Raw genomic sequence first — 17,995 nt, forward strand, 5'->3', positions numbered from 1 at the left:
ATCCCCGGGAGCATACACCAGTATGTGACCGGGGTGGACGAACGAAACCAACACAGCCACAGGCGGAAGGATGACGCGGATTCAGGATTTGAGGAGACCGCGCACAACCACCTTGCTCGCCGGGGCGCTGCGATCCGTCGCCCGCCGCACTGCCATATTGATGGCCTGCCAGGCAATTTCCTGCAGATCATGGGAAATGCACGGAAAGTTGAATCCGTAGATATCGGCATGAGAGACTTCATCGATGCTGAACAGCGAGACATCTTTTTGCGGGATCAGGTTGTGGCGGATACAGGCTTTGATAATCCCCAGTGAGATCTGGTTATTGCAGCCGACAAAATAATCCGGCGCGGGATGGTATTTCAGGTAATGATCGGTGACTTTAAAGGCTTCATCCATCAGGAAGTCCGCATGCAGCACATTGACGCTGCTGACCTGGCCGTGCAGACCGGCCACCATGCCGGTTACGCGATCCTGGGCCACGTTGGAATCTTCCGGGCCGGAGACAATCACCACGTTATCCGCTTTTTGTGACAGCAGATAGCGCCCTGCCTGCAATCCGCAGTCGAGGTTATCGATGTAAACGCCGCTGCATGCCTTGGCATCCAGCTCACGGTCAACCAGGATCACCGGAATATTGAGCAGTTCCAGCTGTTTCATATACGCCGGGCGATACACCCGTTCGGCGGAGACAACAGACAGAATGATGGCATCCACGTTGTAGCCAATCAGCTTATCAATGATACGCGCTTCATTTTCACGTGATTCATAGGAGTCAAACATCAGCGTGTCATACCCGGCGTTATACGCTTCCAGCGTGATGCGTTTGGCCAGTCCGCCGAAAAACGGGTTGCTCATGTCCGGACTGACAATACCGATGGTACGGGAGGATTTCGCGCGCAGGCTGCGTGCCGCCGCATTCACCACATAACCGATTTTATCTGCGGCATCGAGAATGCGCCTGAGAGTTTCCGGGTGAACCTTATCCGGCTGCGAAAATGCGCGGGATGCGGTGATCTTACTGACATTCGCAATAGCGGCCACATTTTCCAGTGTGACTTTCTGTGTCCGGGGTTCCGCCAATTTTCTCTCCTTAGCAGCAACGTATCATTTTATACCATTATAATATCATCTAAATCGATTCAGTCACGTGAAAAACACGCTTTTTATTACTTAAACCGACACTAACAACTTTTTAACACTCGAGTCTTTTTATCCGCGGATCGGTAAAAATGTCGTATTCATCGGTGTTTTCTGTGGAGAACTCCGACACCACCGCGCCCTGCGGCCCGGCTTTAAACCAGTGGCGGGTATCCGGCATGATGGTGTACTGCTCTCCCGGGCGCAGCAGAATAAAGCGATCACAGGTGTACCATTCTTCATCCCCCTGCGGCGGGCGGCAGATTGGGTTCCCTTGTGCATCCTGATTCAGTGTCAGCGCCGGGTCATCGACAAACAGATAAACCTCGCCCCAGCGGCAGCGGAAGGTTTCCTGCTTGCCCGGCCGGTCTTTGTATGGCGGATGGCGGTGCTCCGGACAGGTCTGATCAGCAAAGAGAACCAGCTCTTTAGCGCAGTACAGCGGGCTGTTGCAGTAAGTGAGCAACTGCAGACCCGAGCGGGGATAATCCGGCAGATTAAAGTGAGCAATTTCAATATGCTGCTTTTCCGCTTCTGTCAGAACGATATGTGCCTGTTCCAGAACCGCCAGTGATTCCGCGATATACGGCTGTTTATTCATCTGCCTCTCTCCTGAATGATATCGTTATCATTATAGCCTTGTCCCGGGCAGCAAAAATGTGACCTGAAAGGCTCTTTACTGAATACTACATGAGTAGTTCGGACTTTATTTAATAAAAGTTTAACCATCATCACATAATTATAATAAACATTGCTCTATTATCCGCATCATAGTAATGATATCGATATCATTTTAATGAAAGGAAATGATCATGAAGGCATTAGTATTAGAGAAAGCAGGGAAAATCGCCATTCAGGATTGGCAGAGTAATGAAGTGCTGGGCGACGACGATGTTGAGATTAAAATCCACACCGTCGGTATCTGCGGCAGCGACGTTCACTATTATCAGCATGGCCGTATCGGGCCGTTCGTGGTTGAAGCGCCGATGGTGCTGGGTCACGAAGCGTCCGGTGTGATCACTGCAGCCGGTAAAAATGTGAAACACCTGAAAGTCGGCGATCGCGTGTGCATGGAACCGGGTATTCCGGATCTGCAATCCCCGCAATCCCGTGCCGGTATCTATAACCTTGATCCTGCTGTCCGTTTCTGGGCAACCCCGCCAATCGACGGCTGCCTGCGTGAAAGCGTGATCCACCCTGCCGCCTTCACCTTTAAACTGCCTGATAACGTTTCCTTTGCCCAGGGCGCGATGGTTGAGCCGCTGGCAATCGGTATGCAGTCCGCGACCAAAGCCGGGATCAAGCCGGGCGATATCGGTCTGGTTATCGGTGCCGGGACTATCGGTATCATTACCGCGCTGTGCGCACTGGCCGGCGGCTGTTCCGATGTCATCATCTGTGATGTGTTTGATGAAAAACTGAAAGTGGCTGAGAAATATCAGGGTCTGCATGCGGTCAACAGCAAAGACCAGCAGGCACTGGCGGATAAAGTCAGTGAACTGACCGGCGGCGAAGGTGTGAACGTCCTGTTTGAGTGCAGCGGTGCGAAACCGGTTATCGCCTCCATCTCTGATCATATCGCCCCGGGCGGTACTGCGGTTCTCGTCGGCATGCCAATCGACCCGGCACCGCTGGATATCGTGGCGGCACAGGCGAAAGAAGTCACCTTCAAAACCATTTTCCGCTACGCCAATATGTATCCGCGCACCATTCGTCTGCTGAGCTCCGGCAAACTGAATGTGGCTCCGCTGCTGTCCGCAACCTACAAGTTCAAAGACAGTGTCGAAGCCTATGAGCGTGCAGCCGAAGGCCGTGCGACTGACGTGAAAATTGTGCTGGAAATGGAGTAAACCATGACGCTCTATGCCGGTATTGACTGCGGAACCCAAAGCACCAAGGTCATTATTGCCGATAACCGGACCGCGCGTATTCTGGGTGAGGGCTCAGCCCCTCACCCGATGATCAGCGAATCAGACGGGAGCCGTGAACAGGAAGCCGTCTGGTGGACTGATGCGCTGGAAACCGCGTTTGCTCAGGCGATTAAAAACGCCGGAATTGACGGGCGGGATATCCGCGCCCTCGCCGTTTCCGGCCAGCAGCACGGTTTCGTGCCGGTCAGTCATGACGGTACGGTACTTGCGCCTGCCAAACTGTGGTGTGATACCTCGACCAGTGCGGAAAATCAGTGGTTTATTGATGCGCTGGGCGGAGAACAGGCCGCACTTGACCGTCTGGGTGTGTTACCGCAGACCGGCTATACCGTGTCAAAAATTATCCGCTTTAAACAGCAGCACCCGGAACTGTGGAAACAGCTGCGTTATGTGCTGCTGCCGCACGATTACCTGAATTTCTGGCTCACCGGACAGACCTGTGCCGAATACGGCGATGCCTCCGGGACCGGGCTGCTCAATATCCGTACCCGTGAGTGGGATCAGGCTGCCGCCGATCTTATCGATCCGGAAGGCCGCTTATGGCAGGCGCTGCCGCCGCTGGTGCGCGCAGAGCAAATCATCGGCACTGTTCGTCCGGAGATCGCGGAGAAGCTCGGCATTTCCCCGGACACCCGCGTGGCATCCGGCGGCGGCGATAACATGATGGCCGCCATCGGTACCGGTAATATCCGTCCGGGCATCACCACCATGAGTCTCGGCACCTCCGGCACATTGTTTACCTTTGCGGAACAACCGGTTGTGGCGGATTCCGCGATGATCGCCGGGTTTTGCTCCTCCAGCAACGGCTGGCTGCCATTGATTTGCACCATGAACGTCACCTCCGCCACCACCACGGTTCAATCATTATTAGGCATGGATATTCAGCGCTTTAATGAAGCGCTTAACAGCAGTAAACCCGGTGCGGGCGGTCTTATTATGCTGCCGTTCTTTAATGGTGAGCGCGTACCTCAGTTACCCGAAGCCCGCGCCAGCCTTCACAATATGGACGGCAGCAACCTGACTCCGCAGAACCTGAGCCTGGCCGTGGTGGAAAGTGCCACTTACGGGCTGCGCTTCGGTATCGATCTGTTCCGTCAGCAGGGCATTTCCACCCGTGAGATCCGTCTGACCGGCGGCGGTGCCCGCAGCGTGAAATGGCGGCAGATTGTCGCGGATATCATGGCAGCTCCGGTGGTGTGCGTCACCAACCAGGAAGCGGCAGCACTGGGTGCGGCGGTTCAGGCTATCTGGTGTGACACCCTCAGCGCAGACAGTGCACCGGAAGCACAGCTGGCCGCTCTCTGCGACCGCTTCGTGCAACTGGATGACAGCAGCCGCACACAGCCGGATCCGGCGAATGTGGCGGTGTATGAGTCCCTGTATCAGAACTACCTTGCATTACTGACATCAGAATACCCGGAGGTCACCGTATGACAGCCACTGTCGCTGACACTGAGGAATTACTGCGGGTTGAAGGGGTGCGCAAAGCCTTTGGTCAGGTTGTTGCACTGAAGAACGCGCAGTTTTCACTGAAGAGAGGTTCCATTCACGCCCTGTGCGGCGGGAATGGTGCCGGTAAATCCACGTTCCTGAGCATCCTGATGGGCTTTATCCGTCCGGATGCCGGGGAAATCTATGTCAAAGGCAAACGCTGTGAGTTTCATCAGCCGATCGAAGCCCTGCACGCCGGTATCGCCATCGTTCAGCAGGAACTGAGCTCCATTCCTGACCTGACTGTGGCGGAAAATATCTGGCTGGGACGTGAGCCGCGCCGTTTCGGGTTTGTCGATTTTAAACAGCTCAACCGCCAGACCGCTGAACTGCTGACCGATCTGCATTTTGATATCTCCCCGTCAGAAAAAATGCGCAACCTGAGTGTGGCGGAACAACAGCTGGTCGAAATCGCCAAAGCCCTCTCCCACGCGGATGCGGATATCATCATTATGGATGAGCCGACCTCCGCTATCGGTGAGGAAGATGCGCAGAAGATTTTTGATGTGATCAACCGCCTGACGGAAAAAGGTAAAGGCATTATTTATGTCTCACACCGCCTGTCCGAAATTTTTCAGATAGCCGATACCTTCACCATTTTCCGTGACGGCACCTTTATCACTGACGGCCCGCTGACAGGCATCACCCGGGAAAAGCTGATTGAGCTGATTATCGGCCGTGAAATCAAAGATGAATTTGCCAAATTTAATGAGCCGACAGATGAAACCATTATGGAAGTCCGGGATCTGTCCCGTGATGACCAGGTGCAGGACATCAGCCTGACGCTGAAAAAAGGTGAAATTCTGGGGATTTACGGGCTGGTCGGTTCCGGCCGTTCTGAGTTCCTCGACCTGATTTTCGGCATCGAACACGCCGATAAAGGCACCATTCAGATTGGTGACCGCTTCCTCGACAAACACAGCCCGAAAGATTCCATTAATGCCGGGATAGCCTATGTCACCGAAGACCGCAAAGATACCGGGCTGATGCTGGGCCGCTCCATCAATGAAAACATCAATATCGCCTCGTTTGGTGCCATCAGCACCGGCGGCTTTATTCATGACCGCAAAGAGCGCGCCCGCGCGGACGACATGATCACACTGTTCAATGTCAAAACCCCGGATGCGGATCAGCTGGTCGGGAACCTCAGCGGCGGTAACCAGCAGAAAGTGGTTCTGGGGCGCTGGGCGCTGATCGAGCCGGATGTGATGCTGCTCGATGAGCCGACACGCGGCGTGGATGTCGGTGCCAAGAAAGAAATTTATAAGTTTATGTCTGAGTTCGCCTTACAGGGCAAAGGCATTGTGATGGTCTCTTCTGAGCTGTCGGAGATTATCGGGATGAGTGACAGGATTATTGTTTTCCGTGACGGACGGATCGCCGGAGAGCTGACCGCCGCCACCGCCACCCAGACTGATTTAATGAAACTTGCGGTGTGATTTTACCCGCCAACGTATGCATGAATAAAGAGAAGTGACCATGACTACAACAAATACTGCACCCGCACCAGGGGGCTCATTTATCGCCCGTAACAAGAAAAACATGCACAAATACGGCATCATTCTGGCGTTCTTTGTGCTGTGTCTGATTGTGGCGGTTGTCGGTGAAGTTCAGGTCGCCCGCGGCGAATGGACCAACAACTATTTTCTGAGCCAGGACAACATGCTGATTATCCTGCGTCAGATTTCCATCAACGGTATTCTCGCCATCGGGATGACCTTCGTCATCATCACCGCCGGTGTTGACCTCTCTGTCGGTTCGGTGCTGGCACTGAGCGGGATTGTGGCGGCGCGGTTTGCCACCAGCAATACCGGTCTGGCTATCGGTGATACCGCGAATGCCGTGATGATCCCGATGATTATCGCACTCGGCATCGGTATCATTTGTGGTCTGCTTAACGGGACTATCCTGGCGAAATTCAATCTTCAGCCGTTTATCGTCACCATGGGGATGCTGTCTGCGGCACGCGGTCTGACCCTGCTGACCACTGACGGTAACCCGGTTTCCCAGCTCAACAGCGATTTCCGCTGGCTGGGTAACGGCTATATCCTGGATATCCCGGTACCGGTGGTGATCCTGGCGGTCATCTTTATTCTCGCGTGGATTTTACTCAATAAAACCACCTTCGGCCGCTATGTGTATGCCGTCGGCGGCAACCCGAAAAGCGCCAGAACCTCCGGTATCAGCGTGATTAAAATTAAAGTGCTGGTTTACACCCTGTGCGGCGCGTTAGCCGGTATTGCCGGGCTGATTCTGACTGCCCGTACCGGGTCAGCACAGACCAGTGCCGGCAGCGCCTACGAGCTGGATGCAATCGCCGCGGTGGTTATCGGCGGCACCAGCATGGCCGGTGGCGTGGGGACATTAGTCGGTACCCTGTTCGGTGTGTTAATTATCGGTGTGATGAATAACGGTCTCGACCTGCTGGGCGTGCAGTCGTATTACCAGCAGATTATCAAAGGCGCATTAATTGTTATCGCCGTACTTTTGGATCCGTCACGTAAGCAACGCCGTGACTGATGGCAGTACCGCGCAGATTCTTTCAGCCTGCCACAGACTGAAAGATGAAGTGCAGAAGACTATTACAACAGCAAAAAAACAATACCCTACACAATGAAGGAATGACCATGAAAAAACTGACCAAAATCGCTGCACTGACAGCCCTGATGATGGGCGGACAGGCATTTGCGGCACAGGACAATCCGGTGAAAATTGCCGTTCTGATGTACGGCATGAAAGCTGAATTTGTCCAGTTAATGGAAAAATCCGCAAAAGAGCATCCGGCTGTGAAAAACGGTGAAGCGATCATCACAGTTTATGATGGCCGTTATGATCCGATGGTTCAGAACAACCAGGCGGAAACCGCAATCCAGACCAAAGCCGACGCTATCATCATCAACCCGATGGACTATGAAGCGAATATTGACGTGGTCACCATGGCAAATGACGCCAAAATCCCGGTTATCGTCACCAACGCCCGTCTGAACACCGACAAAATGACCGCAGAAGTGGTATCTGATGATGTCCTCGGCGGTTATATGGAAGCCAAAGCGGTTCTGGAAAAAATGAACTGCGAAGGTAACGTGGTTATTATCGAAGGGCCGAAAGGCGGCAGCGGTGAAATTCAGCGCGGCGAAGGTAATGACAAAGCGATTGCGGAATGTGGTCCGGGTAAAGTGAAAGTGCTGGAGCGCAAAACGGCTAACTGGTCACGCGCGGAAGCAATGCCGCTGATGGAAAACTGGTTACAGAAACACCGTGGTAAAATCGGTGGTGTAATCGCTCAGAACGACGAAATGGCACTGGGTGCGATTGAAGCAATCAAATCTGCCGGTCTGAATGTCAATGATTTCTCCATTGCCGGTGTTGACGGCGTGTCTGATGCTATCCGCTCAGTTCAGGAAGGCGAAATGGTTTCCATCCTCCAGGACGCTAACGCACAGATGCAGGGCTCTATCGACCTGGCGATGAAAGCGGTCAAAGGTGACAAATACGAACCGCAATCCAAAATCTGGGTTCAGTATGCTGACCAGCTGAAATGGAATGACGGTAAAGACAAACGTTACGCGATTCCGTGGACTCAGGTCACCAAAGAAAACGCACAGCAGTTACTGGATGCCCGCAAATAAACATATTTCCGCCGTCTTCTTATGAAGGCGGCGTTTTTTTATCCGTCATTTCCCCTGTTCAGGCCGTTTTATGCACCATTCAAAAAAGTCATGCCCGGAAAGCGGCATAAACCGCTGAATATCCCGCAACGCCGCATTCATCCTTCCCCTCTGATTAATTCACCGTATGATAGGCTTATCTGCCGGATAATAAATGTGCGATGTGAAATAATGGATGACAGAGAAAAGGCGGTTGAAAAAGTCAGAAAGCTGATGTCTCTTGCCGAAAGTGCCGGTAATGAGAATGAAGCCGCGAACGCCTTTTCAAAAGCGCGGGTATTTATGAAAAAATACCACCTTGAACTGTCTGATATCTATTCCGCAGAGCCGTCTCCCCCGCCACCCTCTCCCCGCAGAAAAGCACCGCCCCGCCCGCTGACCCCGGAAGAGCGGCACCGCGAAATGACACAACTGAAACAGCAGGAAGAACAGCGGCTGCGGGAGTTTCAGAAAGTGGCGGAGCAACAACAGCAACGAAAACGGCAGAGAGAGCGGGAGCAGCAGGCGCTGCGGGCATTTGAACGGCAGCAGGCAGAACTCAGGGCTCAGCAGCAGGCAGCACAGACACCACCACCGGTAACTCCGCCGCAGAAGCCTGTTCCGCTGCCTGACAAACAGCCCCCGCCGCAACCGGAAAACCACATCTCCGGACAACCCCGCGAATCTGCGGAGCCGGTTTCCCGCCCGCTGATCACCGGGTTTCTCGCTGCTCTGACACGAAAACAACACATACCGTCGTATATCATCGCTGTGATTATCATTGTTTTTATTCTGTATATTTTCTTTTTTCAGTCATGACGGAACGCCGGGCGTGATCCCCAGCATTTCCCGCGCCAGCGCATTCCAGGCCAGACAACTGCGGCTCTGATACCCTTTCATATTTGCCAGCGCAAGATCATAAGAGAGTACCGGGTCTGCCACACTGACCGCCGCCAGCCCGTCCGTCCGGTGTATACGCCACATACTCTCCGGCAGCAGCGTGACGCCGACCCCGGCACTGACCATCGCCATAATCAGATCCAGATGATTGCTCCGCCCTGCCACCACCGGCTTGTAATGGTAAATACCACAGGCGTTACGGATAAGCTCATTGATACGGAAATCTTCGGAAAACAGGACAAACTTATCATCCGTTAATTCGCGGAAACTCACCTGCTCCCGGGTGGCCAGCGGATGCCGGGTATTGACCAGCAGCATCAGGCGATCGGTTGCAAAGCGCTGTAAATCAAAACGGGTATCATCAAACGGCAACATAACGGCGGCGGTTTCCACACTGCCTTCTGCCATCGCCTCCGCCATCTGTTCTGTACCGAGTTCAAGAATTTTCAGTTCTGCCTGCGGATGGCGGGTACTGAACGCCATAATGATGCCGGCAAAATAGGTCGATGCGATAACCGGCGGTAATCCGACATTCAGAGTGCCGGTCAGCGGCCCCGATTTATCCTGTAACGCTTTGTTCATACTGTTAAACTGCGCCAGAATACGGGTTGCGTGATCAAACAGAACCGCGCCCTCGTCTGTCAGTCTGACACCATCCGGTTCCCGTGTCAGCAGGGTAAATCCCAGCTCCTCTTCCAGCCGGAGAATACTGCGGCTGATAGCCGGTTGTGTCACAAACAGGGCATCTGCCGCCCGGCTGAACCCGTTAAGCTGCACCACTTCCGTAAAATAGCGCAATGTCCGTATATCCATGACCGTCACCTATTACCTTTTGTTATAGCCCTGATGAGTATAAACCATTTCCTATTCCCGGTAATTACCGCTAAAACTCATTCATATTACTAATCATTTAAGGCTGATAAATCAGCCACTGTATTACCGGAGATCATCATGACAAAAACAGTCGTTGAACATGTGCTGAGCCGCCTGCAGGATTTAGGTATCCGCCATGTCTTTGGGGTGGCGGGAGATTTTGCTTTCCCGATTGAGGACGCCGTCTGTGAAAGCCGGACTATGCAATGGATGGGTAACTGTAACGAACTGAACGCCGCGTATGCCGCAGATGGCTATGCGCGGATCAAAGGCGCTGCGGCGCTTTCCACCACATTCGGTGTCGGGGAGCTGAGTGCCATCAACGGTATTGCCGGGTCGTATGCGGAAAATCTGCCGGTTTTTCATCTGGTCGGCATGCCCGCCAGCGGTGTGCAGAAGAGTGGCCGTCTGGTGCATCACACACTGGGCGACGGTAATTTCAGCCTGTTCTGTGAGCTGGGACAGCGCCTTTCCTGTGCTCATGCCGTCATGACCCCGGAGAACTGTGTGGCGGAGACAGAACGCCTGATTGCTGCCGCGCTGCGTGAGCGCCGTCCGGTCTATATGGGCTTCCCGTTTGATTACGCGACACAGCCGGTTCAGATGCCGGAACACCTTACCGCACCGGCACAACCGGTCAGTGACAAAACCGCGCTCACTGAAGCGGTTGCCGCGATCAGGGCAAAACTCGCGGACAGCCCGTCTGCCTGTATCCTGCCGGGCATACTGGCCGCACGTTCCGGACTGATTGATGACGTACAGGCACTTATCCGCCGGACCGGGCTGCCTTACGCCACCATGTTTATGGATAAAGCCATCATCAGTGAATCCGACCCGCATTACGCCGGGATGTATAATGGTCAGCTGATGAATCCGCAGGTCAGGAAATTTGTTGAAAACAGTGACTGTGTGCTGGGTATCGGCGCAGTGATGACAGACTTTAACACCGGCAGTTTTACCGCTGATATCGCACCGGAAAAGCTGATCAGCATTATGGCGGATCATGTCCGGGTCGGCGCAGCAACCTGGCAGAATGTGTATATGCGGGATCTGCTGCCTGCCCTGACCGCCGTACTTCCGCACCGGGAATGTCATATTCCGGCAGCCACAGGGCTGGGCAAACCGGTGGCTGATGCTTCCGGTAATATTACCCCGCAGTATTTGTATCCCCGTTTTGAGCAATTGTTCAGAAAAGACGATATTATCATCGCCGAAACCGGTACGGTTTCGATGGGATTAGGGTTTGCGCTGCTGCCGGAAGGGGCGCAGTTCCATAACCAGACATTATGGGGGTCTATCGGCTGGGCAACACCGGCGGCCGTTGGTGCAGCCATCGCCGCACCTGATCGCAGACTGATCCTGATCACCGGGGAAGGCTCACATCAGCTGACCGCCCAGGAAATCAGCCAGTTTGGCCGTTTTGGTCTGAAACCGCTTATTTTCGTGCTGAATAATGACGGCTATCTCATTGAGCGCCTGCTGTGCAAAGACCCGGAAGCCGTTTATAACGATCTGCCGCAGTGGCGTTACGCACAACTGCCGCAGGCGCTGGGATGCGATAACTGGTATTGCCGCCGCGTTACCACCAGCACGGAGCTGGATGAGGCAATCCGGGAAGCGGAAACCGGTGACCGCGCCGCGTATATTGAGATCATTACAGAGCGCTATGCCGCATCCGATCTGGCAAAAAAACTCGGTGAATCCGTGGCAACACTGTACTCGTTTTAACTCTCCGGTGATCCGGATGCAGCCCCGGCGGCATCCGGATATTAAAACCCGTTCTTCTCATATAATGCGTTGCCGGTATTCAGGATATATCAGCGGATATCAGATTCCGGATAGTTTTTGTACGTAACTTCTTTAATTTCCCGGTCTCCGTCAAAACAAAAACCGAGCCGGCGATCGAACCAGGAGTAATAGTAGCAATTATCGTCCGGAGATATCTGATAGTGGTTTCCGTAGGCTTTAATCATATCCTGATATGAATCCCCTGCCGCAATTCCCCGCCTGGTTTTATAACGGTTGTTTTTGAAGGTTATTTCAGAAATATACTTATCCCGTCCCCCGGTCCGTTTCTCAATAATCACATTGGTACCGGCGACGGTAATTATCGTATCACCGGTATCATAACGCCATAATTCAAACTCGCGGAAAAAGTCATGCAGCGGCGCTACAGAAACTTTTTCCTTCTGCTGTTCCAGCCAGCGGGAAACCGTATTATCACTCAGTGGTTTTCCCAGTAAATCCGCCTCGCCGTCATCCGATGACCAGATGAAATCCTGATAATTGAGGTCGTTATTTTGTTCATCCGATTTTTCCAGCAGTGACAGTTTTATCCAGCCCTCAACCACTCTGTTTTTGCTGTTAATGTAATTCACATAGGCAAAATCACCCTGTTTGCGATACTGCAAAACATGGTCACCACGGATAATAAAGCGATCCGTTTTACATTGTTCGTCCGGCTGGGAATAAAACCACGTACGGCCACCGGCTATAATTTCTTTCGTGGCCGGTAATGTAAAGGGTGCCGCTGACCATGTTGACGGGTTAACCAGGCAGGATGCTGTTTCCGGGGAAGTCAGAAGATACGTGATGCGGGTTATTTTTTTTGCTTTATCCGTTTCAAAAGTAAGACTTATATTTTCCCGCTGATAAATAAACGATTCGTTAGTCTCAGTGGCACTGAAGCTGTCGTGAATACCGTAACGCTCAAACATCAGAAATACCGGGTCACCGATTTTAATTCCGCGATGTGTTTTATACTTAGCTGATAAAATATCTATCTGGCTGATAACCTCTTCATCAATCTTATCATTTACACCGTCTGATATATAAACAGAAACCGCCGTGTCCGGGTAGTCCACACCGAGTGTCCGTCCGTTTTTACTATAACCGATAAATACGGTTTCAGGCTCCTGAGAATAATATTTCAGGATATCACTGCGGAGCTGACTTAACGGCTCTCCGGGACGGATTATCATCTTATCGGTCATCAGATGATAATCCTCATCTGACAACGGATTATCCGTTTTCTTTTTCGGCTTGCGGTTTACGTAATCCACCTCTTCCTCAAGCGGGGATATTCTGAGGTTAGTTTCCGTCAGCTGGGATAATTCCAGCCAGCCGTCAATCAGCTCACCCCCGGTGTTAATATAACCGCCAAACAGATAATCTCCGGTGGTCTGATAACCGATAACGGAATCACCTTTAATCAGAAAACTGTTTTTACTTTTACAACGGCTGTCCGGCGCGGAATAAAAATAGGCGCGGCCGGGAGACGATACCCGGTAGATATGGCGTTCACTCTCAACACCCTGACTTTCGGCATGACGGGCAATATTCTGACATTCATCTGATACTGCCGATGAAATTAACGGATAAAACAATAACAGGACAGATAATAGTACTTTTACCATTCACACGGATACCGGGAAATAAACATAATAAACTTATAGCTTATTATCTCTTTTATTTCTGCAGTATCCGTACTGTTTTACACTCTTTTTTTTTGTTATCCCTTCACCAGAATCACTTCTGTGCCGATCCGGCGCAGCCCGGTCAGGCTCGCTTCCGGAATACCGTCATCAGTAATAATGGTATCAATACGCTGGGTATCGATTATTTTATGCAGACTGGAACTGTTAAATTTACTGGAATCCGTCACCACCACAATTTGTCCGGCCACTTCACACATCCGCCGGTTGAGCCGTGCCTCATCTTCATTATGCGTGCTGATGCCGCGCTCAAGATCAATCGCATCCACCCCGAGAAACAGCATATCAAAGTGATAATTCTGCAATGACTGCTCCGCCTGATCGCCGTAAAAAGAGAGCGACTGACGACGCAGCTGACCACCGGTCATCAGCAACTCCACGCCCGGTGCTTCCAGAAGGGCATTCGCCACATTCATGCCGTTGGTCATCACAATCGTATCCTGATGGTGGCGCAGCTGACGGGCAATCTCATACGTCGTGGTACCGGAGTCCAGAATCACACGCAGCCCCGGCCGGATAAGGTCGGCGGCCACTGCCGCAATATTGCGTTTGATAGTGGTGTGACGGGTACTTTTATCTTCCAGCGACGGCTCGCTGACCGGTGAAACCCCCTCACAAATCAGTGCGCCGCCATAAGCGCGCACCGCGATCCCCTGTTTCTCGAGGAAAGCGAGGTCATTACGGATAGTCACTGTGGAAACGTGAAACTGCTGCGACAGCTCATTCACCTGAACACTGCCGTGGGTGCGCAAAAGCTGGATGATATGCTCACGCCGCCCGCTCGTTCCCATCACCCGGTTATCCGTCCCGGCATCCGGACTGTTCATGATTTTATCCTTAGCATTCATTTGAAAAATCTTTCGTTTCATTTCGTTTGGCATATTAACGCTTTTCTTTGTCCGGAATGCAAGCCCATAAAAAGGGTGAACACCGGATGACTCAGGAATTAACCCTTTCATTGTATTTCTTTTGTGATGAAGATCCGGATTTCACAACCTTTCATTTTGTTTTCTTTTTTCTATATAGCAGTATGTTATTCAGACATCGAAACAAAAACAAACCACATCCGGCTGTAAGGAGAGGAAAGTGAAACTTTTAACTGATATCGTTGCCCGTCACAAACAGGGGGAGAAAACAGGGATTTATGCTGTCTGTTCCGCCCATCCGTATGTTCTGAAAGCAGCGGTATGTTTTGCCCGTGAACAACAAACGCCGTTACTGGTTGAAGCAACCTCCAATCAGGTCGATCAGTTCGGCGGTTATACCGGCATGACACCAGCGGACTTCCGTGATTTTATGTGGAAGCTGGCCGATGAACATCACTTTCCCCGCGAAAACCTGATCCTCGGCGGCGACCACCTCGGACCGAACCGCTGGCAGAATGAACCGGCTGAAGAAGCCATGAAAAAAGCCGATGAGCTGATCCGCACTTATGTTGCCGCCGGGTTCAAAAAGATTCACCTCGACTGCAGTATGTCCTGTGCCGGTGATCCGGTACCGCTGACGGATGAAATCGTCGCACAGCGCGCCGCCCGCCTGGCGGTGATTGCCGAGGAAACCTGTGAGAAGCATTTCGGCGTCCGCGACCTGGTGTATGTGATTGGTACGGAAGTACCGGTGCCGGGCGGGGCTCACGAAGAGCTGAATGAGCTGGCGGTTACCACGCCGCAGGCCGCATCCGCCACTATCGCCGCTCATCAGCAGGCCTTTGCACAACATCAGCTTACGGATATCTGGCCGCGCATTACCGGGCTGGTGGTACAGCCGGGCGTGGAGTTTGATCACAACAATGTCATTGATTATCAGCCGGAGAAAGCCCGCGACCTGAGTGAGATGGTCACGCATCATGACCATCTGGTGTATGAGGCGCACTCCACCGATTACCAGACACCGCAGGCACTCAGTCAGCTTGTGGATGACCACTTTGCGATCCTGAAAGTCGGCCCCGGCCTGACCTTTGCCCTGCGTGAAGCGCTGTATGCCCTCGCCGGTCTTGAAGATGAGCTGGTTGCCCCGGCGGTACGTTCCGGGCTGCGTCAGGTGCTGGAAGATGTCATGCTGAAACAACCGGGTTACTGGCAGAGTTATTACACCGGTGATGAGCAGACCCGCCGCCTTGCCCGCAGCTACAGCTATTCCGATCGCATCCGCTATTACTGGCCGGATGAGACCATCAGCGCGGCGGTAACCCGTCTGCTGGAAAACCTGACAGAAACGGCGATCCCGCTGCCGCTGATCAGCCAGTATCTGCCGTTACAGTATCCGCTGGTACGTGCCGGAACAATCTCCGCCGCGCCGGAAGAATTAATCATCGCACACATTCAGACTGTGCTGCGTCACTATCACAATGCCTGCCGATAAGAGCGAGAAACAGCCATGCCAAATATTGTGTTAAGTCGTATTGATGAACGGTTAATCCACGGACAGGTTGGTGTCCAGTGGGTGGGATTTGCCGGTGCCAACCTGGTACTGGTCGCCAATGATGAGGTGGCGGAAGATCCGTTACAGCAAAACCTGATGGAAATGGTGCTGACGGAAGGGATTGCCGTGCGTTTCTGGCCGCTGCAGAAAGTGATCGACAATATTCATAAAGCCGCTGACCGCCAGAAAATTCTGCTGGTCTGCAAAACCCCGGCAGATTTTCTGACCCTGGTGAAAGGCGGCGTTCCGGTGGAACGTATTAACGTCGGCAATATTCACTATACCGAAGGCAAGCGTCAGATTGCCAAAACAGTGTCTGTGGATGAGGCGGATATCGCCGCATTCCGCGGGCTTAACGAGGCCGGTGTCGCCTGTTATATCCAGGGTGTACCGACAGAACCGGCGCAGGATCTGTTCAAACTGCTCTGAGGATACATGTATGGAAATCAGTCTGTTACAAGCTATCGCTCTCGGGCTGGTAGCCTTTATTGCCGGATTGGATCTGTTTAACGGGCTCACACACATTCACCGTCCGGTGGTGCTGGGGCCGGTGGTCGGTCTGATCCTCGGCGATCTCAACACCGGGATACTGACCGGCGGGACGCTGGAACTGGTCTGGATGGGACTCGCGCCGCTGGCCGGTGCCCAGCCGCCGAACGTGATTATCGGTACCATTGTCGGTACGGCGTTTGCTATCTCCACCGGGGTCAAACCGGAAGTGGCGGTTGGTGTTGCGGTGCCGTTTGCCGTGGCGGTGCAGATGGGGATCACCTTCCTGTTCTCGGTCATGTCCGGTGTGATGTCCCGCTGTGACAAAATGGCTGCCAATGCCGATACCCGGGGGATTGAGCGCATAAACTACCTCGCACTGCTGGCGCTCGGTACATTCTATTTTCTCTGTGCCTTCCTGCCGATCTATTTCGGGGCGGATCACGCCAAAACCCTGATTGATGTACTCCCTGCACGCTTAATTGACGGCCTGGGTGTCGCGGGCGGCATTATGCCTGCCATCGGGTTTGCCGTTCTGCTGAAAATCATGATGAAAAATGCCTACATTCCTTATTTCATTCTGGGATTTGTCGGCGCCGCCTGGCTTCAGTTGCCGGTTCTGGCAATCGCCGCCGCCGCACTGGCGATGGCAATGATCGATTTTGTCCGCAAACCGGCAGAAAGCGAACCGGCACAACCGTCACACGAGGAATTTGAAGATGGCATCTGAAAAAAATCATTCATCTGCCGCAGAAGCGGAAACCTTACTGCCGGCAGACTGTAACCAGAACGTGTATGAAGATCAGAGCACCGGTGCGGAACTGACCCGCAAAGATATCAACCGGGTCGCATGGCGCTCCCTGCTGTTACAGGCCTCCTTTAACTATGAGCGGATGCAGGCGGCGGGCTGGCTGTACGGTTTACTGCCCGCACTGAAAAAAATCCACACCAATCCGCGTGATCTGGCGCGCTCCATGAAAGGCCATATGGGATTCTTCAATACCCACCCTTTCCTGGTGACCTTTGTTATCGGCATTATCCTGGCCATGGAACGTTCCAAACAGGATGTAAACAGTATCCAGAGCACAAAAATTGCTGTAGGTGCACCACTGGGCGGGATCGGCGATGCCATGTTCTGGCTGACCCTGCTGCCTATCTGCGGCGGTATCGGTGCCAGCCTCGCCTTGCAGGGCTCGATTCTCGGTGCTGTGGTGTTCCTGGTGATGTTTAACGTTGTCCATTTCGGGCTGCGTTTCGGCCTGGCGCACTATGCTTACCGGATGGGGGTTGCCGCCATTCCGCTTATCAAAGCCAATACCAAAAAAGTCGGCCATGCGGCCTCGATTGTCGGGATGACCGTGATCGGCGCGCTGGTGGCAACGTATGTACGGCTCTCAACCACGCTGGAGATTACCGCCGGTGATGCAGTGGTGAAATTACAGAGTGATGTGATTGATAAGCTGATGCCTGCTTTTCTGCCGCTGGTCTACACCCTGTCAATGTTCTGGCTGGTGCGCCGTGGCTGGAGCCCGCTGCGCCTGATTGTACTGACCGTGGCGCTGGGTATTATCGGTAAATTCGCCCATTTCCTGTGATAAGAGGAGCAACT

At 53.0% G+C, this 17,995-nt stretch carries 16 protein-coding genes; 11 read left to right on the forward strand and 5 right to left on the reverse strand.

Annotated features, from left to right (window positions below; genetic code table 11):
• Positions 1-81: 81 nt before the first annotated feature.
• Together AB7038_RS10905 and AB7038_RS10910 are read right to left on the reverse strand one after the other, a co-directional pair.
• Complete coding sequence (locus tag AB7038_RS10905; protein ID WP_004237729.1) at positions 82-1,083, reverse strand: LacI family DNA-binding transcriptional regulator; 1,002 nt, start codon at positions 1,081-1,083, stop codon at positions 82-84.
• A 112-nt stretch (positions 1,084-1,195) separates the two neighbouring features.
• Positions 1,196-1,741: a D-lyxose/D-mannose family sugar isomerase gene (locus tag AB7038_RS10910; RefSeq protein WP_072869822.1), complete on the reverse strand. Its 546-nt coding sequence runs from the start codon at positions 1,739-1,741 to the stop codon at positions 1,196-1,198.
• A gap of 211 nt (positions 1,742-1,952) precedes the next feature.
• On the opposite strand from AB7038_RS10910, the gene AB7038_RS10915 reads away from it, so the two are divergent.
• From AB7038_RS10915 to AB7038_RS10940, 6 genes are all read left to right on the forward strand, one after another.
• Complete coding sequence (locus AB7038_RS10915) at positions 1,953-2,990, forward strand: NAD(P)-dependent alcohol dehydrogenase (protein ID WP_337152788.1); 1,038 nt, start codon at positions 1,953-1,955, stop codon at positions 2,988-2,990.
• Between the two features lie 3 nt (positions 2,991-2,993).
• Entirely contained in the window at positions 2,994-4,505 is a 1,512-nt protein-coding gene (gene xylB, locus AB7038_RS10920) for a xylulokinase (RefSeq protein WP_369453304.1), read from the forward strand.
• Positions 4,502-6,001, forward strand: a complete 1,500-nt coding sequence (locus AB7038_RS10925) for a sugar ABC transporter ATP-binding protein (RefSeq protein WP_072869815.1) — start codon at positions 4,502-4,504, stop codon at positions 5,999-6,001. The genes xylB and AB7038_RS10925 overlap by 4 nt, the downstream gene beginning before the upstream one ends.
• A 40-nt stretch (positions 6,002-6,041) precedes the next feature.
• Positions 6,042-7,082, forward strand: coding sequence for an ABC transporter permease (locus AB7038_RS10930; protein WP_214234207.1), 1,041 nt, complete (start codon positions 6,042-6,044; stop codon positions 7,080-7,082).
• Between the two features lie 146 nt (positions 7,083-7,228).
• The gene (locus AB7038_RS10935) at positions 7,229-8,191 is read left to right on the forward strand and encodes a substrate-binding domain-containing protein (protein WP_223302461.1); all 963 of its coding nucleotides are present in this window, start codon (positions 7,229-7,231) and stop codon (positions 8,189-8,191) included.
• Between the two features lie 210 nt (positions 8,192-8,401).
• A complete protein-coding gene (locus tag AB7038_RS10940) occupies positions 8,402-9,028 on the forward strand; it encodes a DUF2786 domain-containing protein (RefSeq protein ID WP_072869810.1) in 627 nt (208 codons plus the stop codon).
• Here the strand turns inward: AB7038_RS10940 and AB7038_RS10945 are convergent.
• The gene (locus tag AB7038_RS10945; protein ID WP_368889115.1) at positions 9,023-9,922 is read right to left on the reverse strand and encodes a LysR family transcriptional regulator; all 900 of its coding nucleotides are present in this window, start codon (positions 9,920-9,922) and stop codon (positions 9,023-9,025) included. The two genes, AB7038_RS10940 and AB7038_RS10945, sit on opposite strands and share 6 nt — an antisense overlap.
• Positions 9,923-10,060: 138 nt before the next feature.
• Here AB7038_RS10945 and AB7038_RS10950 point away from each other — a divergent pair, with 138 nt between their 5' ends.
• Positions 10,061-11,710 carry an alpha-keto acid decarboxylase family protein gene (locus AB7038_RS10950; protein WP_369453305.1) on the forward strand — a complete coding sequence of 550 codons (1,650 nt, stop codon included), beginning with the start codon at positions 10,061-10,063 and terminating at the stop codon, positions 11,708-11,710.
• An 89-nt stretch (positions 11,711-11,799) separates the two neighbouring features.
• Here the strand turns inward: AB7038_RS10950 and AB7038_RS10955 are convergent, their stop codons facing one another.
• Positions 11,800-13,398 carry a hypothetical protein gene (locus tag AB7038_RS10955; RefSeq protein WP_369453307.1) on the reverse strand — a complete coding sequence of 533 codons (1,599 nt, stop codon included), beginning with the start codon at positions 13,396-13,398 and terminating at the stop codon, positions 11,800-11,802.
• A 95-nt stretch (positions 13,399-13,493) separates the two neighbouring features.
• Positions 13,494-14,303 carry a DeoR family transcriptional regulator gene (locus AB7038_RS10960; protein ID WP_214213985.1) on the reverse strand — a complete coding sequence of 270 codons (810 nt, stop codon included), beginning with the start codon at positions 14,301-14,303 and terminating at the stop codon, positions 13,494-13,496.
• A 259-nt stretch (positions 14,304-14,562) separates the two neighbouring features.
• Here AB7038_RS10960 and kbaZ point away from each other — a divergent pair, with 259 nt between their 5' ends.
• The 4 genes from kbaZ to agaE are packed head-to-tail and all read left to right on the forward strand — an operon-like array spanning position 14,563 to position 17,981.
• A complete protein-coding gene (gene kbaZ, locus AB7038_RS10965) occupies positions 14,563-15,837 on the forward strand; it encodes a tagatose-bisphosphate aldolase subunit KbaZ (protein WP_368889118.1) in 1,275 nt (424 codons plus the stop codon).
• Positions 15,838-15,852: 15 nt separating this feature from the next.
• Positions 15,853-16,326 carry a PTS N-acetylgalactosamine transporter subunit IIB gene (gene agaV, locus AB7038_RS10970; RefSeq protein WP_004237714.1) on the forward strand — a complete coding sequence of 158 codons (474 nt, stop codon included), beginning with the start codon at positions 15,853-15,855 and terminating at the stop codon, positions 16,324-16,326.
• A gap of 10 nt (positions 16,327-16,336) precedes the next feature.
• Entirely contained in the window at positions 16,337-17,116 is a 780-nt protein-coding gene (gene agaW / locus AB7038_RS10975) for a PTS N-acetylgalactosamine transporter subunit IIC (protein WP_004237713.1), read from the forward strand.
• Positions 17,106-17,981 (forward strand): PTS N-acetylgalactosamine transporter subunit IID, encoded by an 876-nt coding sequence (gene agaE, locus AB7038_RS10980; RefSeq protein WP_004237712.1) that lies wholly within the window; start codon positions 17,106-17,108, stop codon positions 17,979-17,981. Before agaW ends, agaE begins: the two co-directional genes overlap by 11 nt.
• Positions 17,982-17,995: the final 14 nt, after the last annotated feature.

Source organism: Morganella morganii (genome assembly GCF_041099235.1).
In the GTDB taxonomy this organism is placed as follows: Bacteria; Pseudomonadota; Gammaproteobacteria; order Enterobacterales; family Enterobacteriaceae; genus Morganella; species Morganella morganii_E.